This window comes from Streptomyces gossypii (assembly GCF_025165795.1).
Classification (GTDB): domain Bacteria; phylum Actinomycetota; class Actinomycetes; order Streptomycetales; family Streptomycetaceae; genus Streptomyces; species Streptomyces gossypii.
The window spans coordinates 91536-104775 of the sequence record NZ_JAJAGO010000011.1 but is presented as its reverse complement, the minus strand read 5'-3'; the positions used below and the strand labels follow the sequence as shown (position 1 = coordinate 104775).

Here is a 13240-nt window from a genome sequence, read left to right as displayed (position 1 = left end):
CTCCCCGTATCGGCTGCCACAGCACCCCGGCAGGGTGCACCGATACCAGGGTGACCGACTGGGGGGTGCCGACCAGGGGTTTTCCAGTCAGCCGGTCAACTCACATCGTACGGCAAGGGGGTGCCGACGGGTCGGGTGTGACAGGGGGTTTCCCGGCCGGGTATGCGGGGTGTCAGTTGGCGCGCCGGGCGCTCTCGGACGCCGTGTCCCCGGTCTCGGGCATGAACTGTGCCGCGACCCGGACGAAGATCTCCCGCTGGTCGACGGGGATGCCGAGCAGTACCGCCGCCCGTTCCAGAGTGAGCGGAGGGCTGCCCGTCTCCTCGGTCTCCGCATCCTCGGGTGTGTTGGGCGGCAGTTCGGCCGGGGTGAGCTGACCGGAACGGATCAGCATGTCCCTGACAGGTACACGCAGTACGCGTGCCAGTCTCCGGAGGGTTTCCAGGTCGGGCATGCTGTGCCGTTGCAGGAGCCGGGTGATCGCGGCGCGATGGATGCCGGCCGCGTCGGCGAGCCGGGACTTGCCGCCCCCTCTGGGGCTGTCGATGTCGTATCCACGGTCACGGATCACCTGCTCGATCCAGGATGCGAAGCTCTCCAGCTGTTCTTTGGCTGCCATGATGCGCTCTCCCGGTTCGTGGGACGCTAGCATAACGCGCTTTCGCGCGCGGTATTACGTGCGATCGAGAGCGAAACTGTGGCGGATTCGTGTACGTTCCGGTGCTCCGTCGTGTGTCCGTACCGGTTGCGCCCCGGCTTGTCGCAGGATTATCGTGCGAGTGCGCAATTAGTCATTCCGGGTCAGTCGACCGCATTCGCACGATGATCACCCTGGAGCCCTCATGACAGCGAACACGTCCGGCCGAAGATGGCACGCATGGGCAGCCCGCCCGGGACTTCCGTCCCGTCCGGCCCCCGCGCGAGGTGGTGCCGCATGAGCCCCCACGCGCGGGGCTGCGCCGGCGGCGGAGCGTCGGACCGTACGAGCCCGCGCCACGAAGCAGCCCACTGGCTCACGCTGTTGCGCGGCCAGTACCCCGAACTGCTCGAGGAACTGACCCCCGGCGGACGCTCACCCGGCGCGGGCCGCACCACCCCCGGCCCGGCCACCCCCGTCCGTACCACCGCGCCGCTCCGGCTCCACGTCTCCGACGCACTCCGCGACATCAGCGACGGCGTCACCGAACTGGAGGAGGCGGTACGGGAGAAGCTCGGCCTCGCCAGGGCCCGCCGCGTCCCCGTACCGCAGCGGCTCGGCCGACTGCTCGCACAGCTCGACGACGTCGCCGCCCACCCTGTGCTGGCCGCCCACGTACGGTCCGAGGCCCGCCGCCTGGCACGCCGGTGCGCACGCGCCCTGGGCGACAGCGAACCGATGACGGCCGTGGAGGGGCGGTGCCCGCACTGCGGCTCGGTATCGCTGCGGGCGTTCCCCGAGCGCGGCGCCGTGATGTGCATCAACCCCGCCTGCCGCTGCGGCGACCCGGCATGCGACTGCTGGACGGACCCCGCACACCGCCACGTCTGGCCGGAGACGGAACCAGCGGGGTGGGAGCGGGCCGAGGGGGTGGGCTGATGCTCATCACCAGCGCGATGGCCGCTCGCGAGGCCCGGGTCTCGCCCGCCACCGTCCGCAAGTGGGTCCAGCTCGGCCGCCTCACCCCTGCGGGGAAGCACGGCCGGATGCTCGTCTACCGGCTCGAAGACGTTTTCGCGGCGGAACGCTCCGCACGGACGAGTGGCCGCGGGCCCGGCCGGGGCCGCGGCCGGGAACAGGGCACGTCCACCTGACGCGGCAGCCCGCCCCCGCGCCGCGAGCCGCCGCAGCACGCCCCCGGCAGCGTGGCGGCCGGGCACCGCGCCCGCTGCGGGGCGGTGGCCCGACCCGCGGAGCGGGAACAACCGGGCGGGGCAGACGACCGGCTCACGCCGCCTCCCCCGCCCGGCCCCCGCAGCCTCACGCGTCGCGGTGTGGGCGTGGCCGGCGGGAGCAATAGGCGGGGCAGGCGGCCGGATCGCGTCGCTGCCCCCCGTCCCTGCCGCAGGCGGGGGCGGGGGCAAGGCGGCGGATCGCCCTCGGACTGCGCGCACTCCGGCGACTCCGGCAGCGCGGCGACGTGGGGTGCCGGGCGTCGCAGGCCACGAGAGGATCGCCCGGACGGAGCCTAGACGTGGTGCAGCACCCGATGTGGGCGGTACGGCGCCGCCAGGCGCCCCCGTTCCTCCTCGCTCAGCGAGACGTCGACCGCCGCGATCGCGTCCTCGATGTGCGCGAGCCGCGTCGCCCCGACGATCGGCGCCGTCACCGCCGGGTTGTGCAGCAGCCAGGCCAGCGCGACCTGAGCCGCCGGGAGGCCCCGCTCGGCCGCCAGGCCGCGTACGGCGTCGACGACGTCGAAGTCGGCCTCCTCGTACATCTCGTCGGCCAGCGCATCGTTGCCCGCCCGTGCCGTGCGCGGGCGGCCGTCGCGGTCGCGGCTGCCGGTCAGCAGCCCGCGTGCCAGCGGGCTGTAGGGCAGTACGCCGACGCCCTGGTCGACGCAGAGCGGGATCATCTCCCGTTCCTCTTCCCGGTAGACCAGGTTGTAGTGGTTCTGCATCGACGCGAACCGTGTCGATCCGGCCGCCCGCGCGCTCTCCTGCGCCTTCGCGAACTGCCAGGCCCACATGCTCGACGCCCCGAGGTAGCGGACCTTGCCTGCCCGCACCACGTCGTGCAGTGCGGCCATGGTCTCCTCGATCGGTGTCGTGTAGTCCCAGCGGTGGATCTGGTAGAGGTCGATGTAGTCGGTGCCCAGCCTGCGCAGCGAGGCGTCCACCGCGGCCATGATGTGCTTGCGGGACAGGCCGCGTTCCATGGCGGACGGCCCGGTCGGGTAGTAGACCTTGGTGGCCAGTACGTACTCCTCCCGGTGGCGGAAGAGTTTGCCCAGCAGCCGTCCCGTCACCTCCTCGCTGGCGCCGTCGTCGTACATGTCGGCCGTGTCGAAGAAGGTGACACCCGCTTCCACCGCGCGCCTCAGCAGTGGTTCGGCGGCGGTTTCGTCCAGGTGCCAGCCGCGCCGTGAGGTGTCGCCGTAGCTCATCATGCCCAGGCAGATTCGTGAGACGGCGAGGCCGGTGCCGCCGAGTCGGACGTTGTGCACAAGGGGTCCTTCGCTGGTGTCGTGATCCGGTCGTCCGCCGTATGCGAAAGCCGGTGCGGGTGCGGGTGCGGAGGCACAGGTGCGGGGTGCTGAGGGCGCGGACCGGTCAGTCCGGCGTCGGCGGCTTCTCGCGGTGCACCGCCACTCCGAGGACGACGAGCACGACCCCGGTGACCTCCGGCGCTGACGGGATCTGGCGGAGCACGACGAGACCGATGACGGTCGCCGTGGCGGGCAGCAGCGAGACGAGCAACGCGTAGGAACCACGGCTGAGCCGGGCCATCGCCAGCTGATCGCACACGTACGGGATCACCGAGGAGCAGACGCCCACCCCGACGGCGGCGCCCAGCAGCAAGGGGTCGGTGAACGCGGGTCGGGCCTCGGCGATACCGAAGGGCAGAGCGGCAACCGAGGCGATGAGCATGGCCGACGCGAGCGCGTCGATCCCGCTCACGGCCGGGTGCCGGGAGGCGCGGTGGGCAAGGACGACGTAGAGCGCGAAGAGGGCCGCGTTCAGGCCCGCGAAGGCCAGCCCCACCGGTTCGGCCGTCAGATGCACGTCCGTGAGCAGGTACACCCCGGCAACGGCTGCGACCAGCGCAAGCAGGTTGCGCGGCGCCCGTACGGCGAGGGCCGCCAGCCCGACCACCGGCAGGAACTCGATCGCGGCGACGGTGCCCAGCGGCAGTCGGTCGACGGCGAGATAGAAGCTGGAGTTCATCACCGCCAGCACCCCGCCCCAGGCCAGCAGTGTGCGGCGGGTTTCGTGGTCGGCGGCCCGCCAGTGGCGCCACGGCCGCCGCCACAGGGCGAAGACGGCGGCCGCCGACACGATCCGCAGCCACGCCACACCCAGCGGCTCGACCTGGGCGAACAGCAGGACGGCGCAGGCCGGGCCGAGGTAGTGGAAGACGGCGCTCCCGACGAACCAGGCATGCGGCGGCACACGGTCCGTACGGGGCGCTGCCGCACGGTCTCCGAGGGCGAGCTTCTGCATGTCCACTAACCTAGGAAGCCATTCACCGGATATCCATGGACAGTCGAAGCCCTGGCTGGCCAGGAGTCATCAATGGGGAAAGCGATGACCGCGAACGGCTTTCAGATCGGAAAACCGTCATCCCTGCCGGCGGACGAGCTGAGCCGGGAGCTGTTGCGGCTGCTGGCCGCCGACCCCCGGCGGAACGCCTCCGAGCTGGCCAGAGACCTCGGCGTTTCCGCCCCCACGGTGCGCGACCGGGTGCGGCGGCTGGAGGAGGCCGGGGTCATCCGGGGCTACCGGCTCGACGTGGACCCGGCAGCGCTGGGCCTGCCGGTCGCCGCGTGGGTACGGCTGCGGCCGGGGCCCGGGCAGATGTCACGCATCACGGAGCTGGCCGAACGGACCCCCGAGGTCAGCGAGTGCCATCGGATCTCCGGCGAGGACTGCTTCCTGATCAAGGTGCATGTCGCGGAACTCGCCGCGCTCGAAGGCGTCCTCGACCGCTTCCTCGTCCACGGCCAGACCACCAGCTCCCTCATCGTCTCCACCCCCGTCCCGCCCCGCCCCCTCCTCCCCTGACGTCCGCGCGGGATCTGGAGACCGGGCCGCGGGAAGGGGCGTCACGTCTGGGCCTCCGGCTCCGCGGCCGGGCCGAAGTCGTCGTGGGTGTCGGCTGCCAGGGTGGCGAGCAGCTCCGGGTCGGAGTAGACCGTGGAAGGTGGCTGCCCCGCCAAGATCCGAACGTGACGCCCGGGGCGTGTTGGAGAAGTCCCGCCTGTCTGGCGGGGTCCGGCACGCACGCTCGCTGCGTTGTCCGTCGTCGGCGCAGCCCGCCGCGCTCTCCTCCTTCCGCCTTGCGATCGCACGCACCGGACCCCGCCAGAACCGCCCTCCGGGCGGCCGGCGCTACTTCTCCAACACGCCTTGGAGGCGGAAGACGCGGCGGGCGTTGGCGGAGAGGAAAAGGTCGCGGACCTCGGCGTCCAGCTCCCAGGTGTCCAGGTGTTCCAGCGCCTGAAGGGGGGTGATCATCGGGTAGTTCGTGCCGAACAGGACCTTGCTCCGACCCCGTCCGCGCAGGTAGTCCACCAGTTCCGCCGGGTAGCGCCGGGCGGTGTAGGCGCTGGTGTCGATGTAGACGTTCTCGTGCTTGTCGGAGACGGCGATCATCTCCGACGTCCACGGGTAGCCGATGTGCCCGCACACGAGGACCAGTTCCGGGAAGTCCAGTGCGACCCGGTCGATGTACGGAATGGGCCGCCCCGTCTCCGAGGACCGCAGGGGACCGGTGTGGCCGACCTGGGTGCAGAACGGGATGCCCAGCTCCACGCACTCGGCGTACAGCGGGTAGTAGAGCCGGTCGGTGGGCGGCAGGTCCCAGAGCCACGGCACGATCCGGAGCGCCACGAAGCCCAGCTCCCGTACGGCCCGCCGCAACTCCCGTACCGCCGTCATGGGCCGGGCCAGATCCGCGCCCGCGACGCCGCGCAGGCGTCCCTCCGACTTGGCGACGAAGCCTGCGACCTCGTCATTGGTGATCAGGGCGCCCTGCGGCCCGTACCAGGCTGCCGCCAGGCCGATCTCCACATCGGCGGCCCGCAGCGCGGCGACCGTCGTCTCCACGGGCAGCGGCTCCGTCGGCGGCTCCTGCCTGGTCCACCTCCACAGTGACTCGAACATTTCGTGAGTGGAGTGGCGCAGCGTCGGATGCTGCATCCATGCGTCGATGACCGGCACGGTTCCCGCCTCTCCGGCCGCCGGACGGCGGCCCCGCCCAGGGTCTGTCCCGGACTCTAGCGCCGCGTCAGAGCAGGGAGCGGGCGATCAGGGCGATGCCCGAGAAGGAGACCACCCACAGCAGGCTCGTGCGCAGGCCCGTCGTGCTCAGCCGGCGGGTGACCGGGCGGCCCAGCAGGAAGCCCGCGACGACGAAGGGGACGAGTACCAGGCCGTGGTGCAGCTGGCGGCCGGTCAGTTCGCCTGCGGCGGCGAGCGTCAGCAGCGAGACCAGCGTGCCGCCGAGGAAGAAGCCGCCCAGGGTCGCGCGGACGCGGGCGGCGGGCTGGTGCTGGTAGAGGAGCGCGAGCGGGGGCCCGGCGATCGAGGTCGCGGTGCCCGTGATGCCCGCGACCGTTCCGGCGCTCACCAGCAAGGCGGGCGTGAGGCGTACCGGCCCGTGCCCCCACAGCGAGGCGGCGACCCCCAGCAGCACGGACACGCCGACCGCCGCGCCCAGCACACGCGGTTCGAGGGCGGTGACCAGCCACGCTCCGGCCACCGCGCCCGGTATTCGGGCGGGCAGGCCCCAGGCCAGGCCGCGCCAGTCGATGTGCTGCCACTCCGTGCAGACGGTGAGCAGCGGGAGCACCACCGTGGTGGTGAGCAGTGCGCCGGGCATCAGCGGGGGCTCCAGGAGTACGAGCACCGGCGCGGCCACCAGTCCCAGTCCGAGACCGACGCCGGTTTGGACGAGCGAGCCGAGGAACACGGCCGTACCGGCGATGAGGAGGAACTGGAGTTCGGGCACGGGAGGCGAGCGTATCGCCTGCGTTCGCCGTAGAGGACGGTCGCGTGCCCGGCGCACAGGACCGGCGTGCCCGCCGCGCGGGACCCGTGCGGGGATGCCGTACGGTCACCGGATGGGCGGCCGTAAGGTCGCCTGAAGGCGGTCACGGAGCCCGTCCGGACCGCTGGGAAGCAGCGAGGAGGCGGCAGCGTGAGCAGCGGCGGCACGGTGATGGTGCGGCGGGAGCCGGGCGAGGACCCGTTCGGGACCGCGCGACTGCGGCGCGGTGTGCTGGACGCGTGGGCCGCGTCGTCGGCCCGCTTCCGAGAGGACGCCAACGCCGAACAGGACCTGGCCCTCGGCGGCTACCGGGACCGGCTCGTCGTCGAGCTGGCGCAGAACGCCGCCGACGCTGCGGCGCGCGCCGGGAAGCGCGGGCGGATCCGCTTCGTCCTGCGCGAAGGGGTGCTGGTCGCCGCGAACACGGGGGCCGCGCTGGACGCGGCGGGCGTCGAGTCGCTGTCCACACTGCGCGCGTCCGCGAAACGCGACGAGCAGACGGTGACCGGCCCCGAAGCAGGCCCCGAAGCAGGCCCCGAAGCCGGCCCCGAAGCCGGCATCGGGGGGCGTCCGGAGGAGCAGGCGCCCGCGCCGGTGGGGCGGTACGGCGTCGGGTTCGCCGCCGTCCTCGCGGTGAGTGACGAACCGGCCGTCGTCGGCCGTGGCGGCGGCGTGCGCTGGTCGCTCGCCGAGGCACGCGAACTGGCGCGCGAAGCGGGCACGGGCGGCGGTGGTGCCAGTGGCGGCGCGGGCGGGGTCACGGCTGCCGGTTCCGGCGGCGAGGGCGCCCTCGCCGAAGAACTGCGCCGCCGCGAGGGCCATGTGCCGCTGCTCCGGCTGCCGCTGCCCGCCGAGGGCACCGCACCCGAGGGCTACGACACCGCCGTGGTGCTGCCGCTCCGCGACACGGCGGCGACCGAGCTGACCGTGCGGCTGCTCGCCGGAATCGACGACGCGCTGCTGCTCACCCTCCCCGGCCTTGCCGAGATCGTCGTGGACACCCCGGACGGCGTCCGTACGCTGGCCCGCCGCACGGACGGCCCGTATGTGATCGTCGACGACGAGACCGCACCTGCGGCGACCGCCCCGGCGACGGCCGCGGCCGCGCCGCCCGCCACCTCCACCCGCTGGCGGGTGGAGCAGGCCGGCGGCCGCGCCGACCCCGCCCTCTTCGCCGACCGCCCCCTGGAGGAGCGGCTGCGCCCCTGGTGGTCGGTGACCTGGGCGGTTCCGGTGGACGCGGAGGGCGCACCCGCCCGCCCGCTGACCGCTCCGTTCGTCCACGCTCCGACCCCCACCGACGAGCCGCTGGGGCTGCCCGCCCTGCTGATCGCCACCTTCCCGATGGAGCCGACCCGCAGGCACGTCGCCCCCGGGCCGCTCGCCGACTTCGTGGTCGAGCGCGCGGCGGACGCCTACGTGGACCTCCTCCGCGGCTGGGAACCGGTCGGCACCGGCATCCTCGACCTGGTGCCGGGCCCGCTGGGCAGGGGCGCCCTCGACGGCACGCTGCGCGGTCTGCTGCTGGAGCGGCTGCCCCGCGTCCCCTTCCTGCCTCCGGCCGCCCCGCTGGAAGCGGGCGCCCCGGGCGAGGCAGGAGAGGCCGGTTCCGCAGCCGATGCCGCAGCCGGTTCCGCCCTCGACGGCGCGGCCGACGTCGGTGCCGACTCGCTGCGTGAGGAGCGCCCGGCCCGCCTGCGGCCCCGCGAGGCCGAGGTGGTGGAGGGCGCCGGTGCCGAAACGGTCGCCGTGCTGGCCGAGCTCTTCCCCAGCCTGCTGCCCGCCGGGCTGGAGCGCCGCCCCGAGCTGCGCGCCCTGGAGGTGGCGCGGGTGCCGTTGGGCGAGGCGATCGACCGGCTTGCCGGTGTGCGGCGGGAACCAGGCTGGTGGTGGCGGCTCTACGACTCCCTCGCGGGAGTGGACCCGGACCGGCTCACCGGGCTCCCGGTGCCGCTCGCCGACGGCCGTACGACCATCGGGCCGCGCCAGGTGCTGCTGCCGCTGCCGGAGGGCGCGCCGCCGAGCGAGTCGGACCGCGCTCCGGACACCGTCCAGTGGCACGGTTCCCTCGCCCGCCTCGGCCTCAAGGTGGCTCACCCCGACGCCTCACACCCGCTGCTGGACCGGCTCGGCGCCGCCCCGGCCGCCCCGCGCGCGGTGCTCACCACCCCGCAGGTGCGGGCGGCCGTCGCCGACTCGCTCGACTCCGGAGAGGTGTGGGACGAAGACACGCTGGACGCCGAGGAGTTGGCCGAGACCGTCCTCACCCTCGTACGGGATGCGGCGCTGGAGCCGGGGGACGAGCCGTGGCTGGGCGCCCTCGCCCTGCCCGACGAGGACGGCGAGCAGGCACCTGCCTCCGAACTCGTCTTCCCCGGCAGCCCCTTCGAGCAGGTGATCCGCGAGGGCGAACTCGCCGCCTGCGACAGTGCGCTGGCCGACCGCTGGGGCGAGCGGACCCTGACGGCCGTCGGCGTGCTGGCGGGCTTCGCCCTGGTGCGGGCGACCGACGTGGTACTCGACCCGGACGAGATCTCCGAACCGCCCGCCGCCCAGGGCGGTCACGGCGGTGCGGACGGCGGCGACTACGCGCGCCCTGGCGACACCGGCCTGCTGGACGCGGTCGACGTGTGGTGCGAGGACGTACTCGACGCGCTTCCGGAAACCCCGGTGCCGCCCGTCATCGCCGAACTGGTCGCCGTACGCGACCTGGACCTCGTCGCCGACGACCGCTGGCCGCAGGCCCTGGCCATGCTGGCCCAGCCGCCGCTGCGGGACGCGCTCACCGCCCCCGTCCGGGTGCTGCTGCCGGACGGGGTGACCGAGACCGTACGCCCCTACACCGCCTGGTGGCTGCGCGGACACCCGGTGCTGGACGGGCGCCGCCCGGCCGGTCTGCGCGCGGCGGGCGGCGACCCGCTGCTGGCGGGCCTGTACGAGGAGGCGGACGCCTCCGCCCTCTCCACGGGCACCGATGGGGGCCCCGACACCGAGGTGCTGCGCGCCTTGGGCGTGCGCACCTCCGCCGCCGCCCTGCTGGAGGGACCGGGCGGTGCGGCCGAACTGCTGGCACGGCTGGCCGACCGGCACCTGCCGGTGGAGACCAGCCAACTGCACGGCCTCTACAGCCTGCTGGCCGAACTGGACCCGGACGAGGTGACGCTGCCGGACGAACTGCGGGCCGTCGTCGGCGACCAGGTGCGGGTGGTGGACGCCGCGGGAGCAGTCGTCGCCGACGCCCCCGACCTGGTGCAACTGGCGGGCGAGCGGCCACTGTTGCCGGTACGGCCCGCACTGGCCGACGCCCTGGCGGCGGTTCTGGACGTACGGCGGCTCAGCGAGACCGCCGACGGCACGGTCGGCGGCGACGCGGGCACCGAACGCAACGTCCCGGGGGCCGTACGCACCCTGCTGCCCGGCGCCCCGACGACCTACGTCGAACACGACGAACTGCTCGTCGGCGGCATCGAGTCGGACTGGCGCCTCACCCCGGACGGCACCCTGCACGCGGCCACCCTGGAGGGCGTGGCAGCGGGCCTCGCCTGGGCGGCAGGCCGCTGGACCCGCCGGTTCGAAACCGCAGCCCTCCTGGAGGACCCCACCCGCGCCCCCGAGCTCGCCCGCGCCCGCTGGCACGACTGACGGCCTGGCGCGCGCACGCAAACGGCTCAAGAGCACTCTGAAGCGCTGCTGGCCTAGGGTCTGTTGGGAAGTGCCGGTCACAGCCACTCATTGAGGACTGCGACCATCCTGGTCAGCAGCGGCCTGTGCGGAGGTGGGCATGGTGGGCGCCGCACCGGAGGTGCCCTCGTAGCGGACGCCCGTTCCGCTTTCGCACGCGGTCAAGGAGAGCGCGGCGAGTGCGACGCTCGCGGCGGTCGTGAGGAGGCGGGTACAGGGGTTCGGGAGACTGGGCATGTCGGGGCCTGTTCGTCTTTCCGTGGGTGTGATGCTTGGATGATGGGAGCCCCAGTGGAGAAGGGCTGTGGCCTGACGGAGCGTGCGGGTCCTTGCATACGTGGCTGGAACGCGGAGATGGAGAAGGGTGTCGGGGGCAACGGGAGCCGGTGGGCCGGGTGAGTTCGCGGAGCTGCTGCGGGGGTTCAAGGACCGCTCGGGGCTGAGTTACGGGGCTTTGGCCAAGCGCCTGCACATGAGTACGTCGACGCTGCACCGTTACTGCAACGGCACGGTGGTGCCGAACGAGTACGGGCCGGCGGAGCGCCTCGCGAGGGTCTGCGGGGCGACGACGACGGAACTGGTGGAGCTGCACCGGCTGTGGATCCTGGCGGACGCGGTCCGGGGCCAGAAGCCGGACCGTGCCGCGACGGAGCGACCGGCGGCGCTGGCGGAGCCGGACCCGGCGGCGAGCCCCGAGGCGGCGCCCGGTTCACCCCCGGCGGCTGGCCCGGAGGCGGCGCCCGGTTCACCCCCGGCGGCTGGCCCGGAGGCGGCGCCCGGTTCACCCCCGGCGGCTGGCCCGGAGGCGGCGGTCCCAGCCCCCGGTGCGGTCCCAGATGTCGACGCGGCCCCCGCTCCCGGCGCCGCCCTGGACCCTGACGCGGCCCCGGCTCCCGGCGCGGACGTGGCTCCTGCCGCGGGCACCCCCGTCGGTCCCGGCGGGACCGGAGAGCCGTTGGTCGCCGACCGCGTGCCAGGCAACGCCGCCCGGCCACGCCGCCGTACCGTGCTGATCGCCTCCGCCGCCGTGGCCGCCGTGCTGGGGGTCATCGCGCTCGCCACGATTCCCTCATCCGGCGGGGGCGGGGGCGGAGGGGATGCGGGCGACCGGCAGGCCGCCGATGCCACCACGGACGCAACCGGCACCCAAGGCTCCAGGGCCCCCTCCGCGTCGGCCTCCTCCTCCGCACCGTCCGCGAGGGAATCGGGCCGCAAGCGGTCCGTCCCCCCGTCCGCTTCGGCTTCCCGGACCGGATCCGGACCCGCCGCCGACCAGGCGGGGCCCCGTGCGTCCAAGAGCGGCGAAACGGCCACCGGCGGCGCCGCACCGCTCAGCGTCGCCACCCGCCCCTATGTCTACGAGAGTCCGTGCAGCCAGCACTTCCTCGTCGACAGTGAGCCCGAGCAGGTCGGGCCACCTGCCGCCGAGCCGGACGCCCCGCGGTGGGCCGCCGCGTACGGCGCCGTCGCCTCCGGCGAGCAGCAGGTCGCCCTCACGCTCCAGGGCACCGGCCAGGACACCGTCGTCCTGGAGGCGCTGCATGTGCGTGTCGTCAGCAAGGGTGCCCCGCTCGCCTGGAACGACTACTCGATGGGGGTCGGCTGCGGCGGCAAGGTCGACACCAAGTCCTTCGACGTCGATCTGGACGCCGGCAGCCCTGCGGCCGAGGTCAAGAACGGCCAGCGCGACTTCCCGTACAAGGTGAGCGAGACCGACCCGGAGGTCTTCTACGTCACCGCGCACACCAACGCGCACGAGGTCCGCTGGGATCTGAGGTTGGACTGGTCCAGCGGCAACCGCCGCGGCACGCTGCACCTCGACAACGCCGGTTCACCGTTCCGCACCAGCGGCGGCACCGGCCGCCCCGGCTACGACTATCCCAACGGCGGCGACGAGTGGATCAAGAGGGAGAGCTGACCGCCACGGGAGCGGCGCCGACGGGAGCGGCGCCGACGGGAGCGGCGCCGGCGGACGGCGCCGGCGAGGAGAACGCGGACGCGGTCCGCCGTGCGTCCCTCACCCGGCGCGGGCGGGGATCGTGGTGCGCCGGGTGAGGGAGTCCTGAGCGGGGCTCAGTACATCAGGGCGTCCTGAAGGTCGGACTGCCAGTAGGTGACGAAGGCGGTGTCGTCGATCTTGGTGCCCTGCGGCAGGGCCTTGTCGAGGGCACTGCCGACCGAGCCCTGCAGTTCCTTGCCCAGGAAGTGGATCTCCAGGTTGCTGACGTCCCTGAGCCCCTCGCCCTGGTTCTCGGCGCTGGACAGTCCGATGGCGGCGTACGCCGACTCGCCGGGCTCGACGCCGACGACGGACTGCGGCTGGGACTCATCCAGTACGCGGACCGCGGCCTGGCTCTCGTCGAATCGCAGTGCGGGGGCGCCGAAGGCGTCGCAGCGCTCGCTGCTGTTGTTCGTGATCTTGATGAGCAGGTGGTTCACCGGGCGATCGACCCGGGTGACCGTGGCGGCCACGTTGTCTCCGGAGCAGGGGTCCCCTGCGGTGGCACCGTCGCCGCCCGCGACGGTGCCGGGTGCGTCGTCCTTGCTGGAACCGGCGCCGCCGGCGGTGGCGCCGCCCGTGCCGCTGTCCTTCGGTGCGGGGGACGACGCGGACGGAGACCCGGAGGAAGACCCGGAGGAAGACCCGGAGGAAGACGCGGACGACGTGGAAGCAGCGGCCTTGGCGGCGCTGCCCGCGTCGTCCTCGGATCCGCACGCGGTCAGGGAGAGTGCCGCGGCGAGCGCGGCGACGGCGACGAGAGTGTGCTTACGGCGAAGGCGTGCGGCATGCATGACAAGGCCCCCCTGGGCTTGACGAGTGATGGACCACCTCGGCGGAGAAGTTCGACGCCGCGGTGTGGTCACCAC

Annotated in this window: 11 protein-coding genes; 5 read left to right on the top strand and 6 right to left on the bottom strand. The window is 73.6% G+C overall.

The annotated features are described in order from the left end of the window. Positions 1-172 precede the first annotated feature (172 nt). A complete protein-coding gene (locus LHJ74_RS22950) occupies positions 173-619 on the bottom strand; it encodes a helix-turn-helix domain-containing protein (RefSeq protein WP_260220051.1) in 447 nt (148 codons plus the stop codon). A gap of 315 nt (positions 620-934) precedes the next feature. On the opposite strand from LHJ74_RS22950, the gene LHJ74_RS22945 reads away from it, so the two are divergent. Beyond that, on the top strand, positions 935-1576 hold the full coding sequence (locus LHJ74_RS22945; protein ID WP_260220050.1) for a hypothetical protein: 642 nt from the start codon (positions 935-937) through the stop codon (positions 1574-1576). After that, positions 1576-1791: a helix-turn-helix domain-containing protein gene (locus LHJ74_RS22940; RefSeq protein ID WP_260220049.1), complete on the top strand. Its 216-nt coding sequence runs from the start codon at positions 1576-1578 to the stop codon at positions 1789-1791. Before LHJ74_RS22945 ends, LHJ74_RS22940 begins: the two co-directional genes overlap by 1 nt. Positions 1792-2165: 374 nt before the next feature. Here LHJ74_RS22940 and LHJ74_RS22935 read toward each other — a convergent pair whose 3' ends face one another. Together LHJ74_RS22935 and LHJ74_RS22930 are read right to left on the bottom strand one after the other, a co-directional pair. Continuing rightward, positions 2166-3146 carry an aldo/keto reductase gene (locus LHJ74_RS22935; protein ID WP_260220048.1) on the bottom strand — a complete coding sequence of 327 codons (981 nt, stop codon included), beginning with the start codon at positions 3144-3146 and terminating at the stop codon, positions 2166-2168. Positions 3147-3252: 106 nt separating this feature from the next. Beyond that, positions 3253-4143: an EamA family transporter gene (locus LHJ74_RS22930; protein WP_260220047.1), complete on the bottom strand. Its 891-nt coding sequence runs from the start codon at positions 4141-4143 to the stop codon at positions 3253-3255. Between the two features lie 72 nt (positions 4144-4215). Between LHJ74_RS22930 and LHJ74_RS22925 the strand changes: the two genes are divergently transcribed. Then, entirely contained in the window at positions 4216-4704 is a 489-nt protein-coding gene (locus LHJ74_RS22925) for an Lrp/AsnC family transcriptional regulator (protein WP_260220046.1), read from the top strand. Between the two features lie 327 nt (positions 4705-5031). On the opposite strand, the gene LHJ74_RS22920 is transcribed toward LHJ74_RS22925, so the two are convergent. Then, positions 5032-5805 carry an amidohydrolase family protein gene (locus tag LHJ74_RS22920; protein WP_260220045.1) on the bottom strand — a complete coding sequence of 258 codons (774 nt, stop codon included), beginning with the start codon at positions 5803-5805 and terminating at the stop codon, positions 5032-5034. Positions 5806-5929: 124 nt separating this feature from the next. Beyond that, a complete protein-coding gene (locus LHJ74_RS22915) occupies positions 5930-6652 on the bottom strand; it encodes a sulfite exporter TauE/SafE family protein (protein ID WP_260220044.1) in 723 nt (240 codons plus the stop codon). A 210-nt stretch (positions 6653-6862) separates the two neighbouring features. Between LHJ74_RS22915 and LHJ74_RS22910 the strand changes: the two genes are divergently transcribed. Together LHJ74_RS22910 and LHJ74_RS22905 are read left to right on the top strand one after the other, a co-directional pair. After that, the gene (locus LHJ74_RS22910; protein ID WP_260220268.1) at positions 6863-10333 is read left to right on the top strand and encodes a molecular chaperone Hsp90; all 3471 of its coding nucleotides are present in this window, start codon (positions 6863-6865) and stop codon (positions 10331-10333) included. 403 nt (positions 10334-10736) lie between these two features. Beyond that, complete coding sequence (locus LHJ74_RS22905; RefSeq protein WP_260220043.1) at positions 10737-12290, top strand: transcriptional regulator; 1554 nt, start codon at positions 10737-10739, stop codon at positions 12288-12290. A 155-nt stretch (positions 12291-12445) separates the two neighbouring features. Here LHJ74_RS22905 and LHJ74_RS22900 read toward each other — a convergent pair whose 3' ends face one another. Then, entirely contained in the window at positions 12446-13165 is a 720-nt protein-coding gene (locus LHJ74_RS22900; protein WP_260220042.1) for a DUF4232 domain-containing protein, read from the bottom strand. Between the last annotated feature and the right edge of the window lie 75 nt (positions 13166-13240).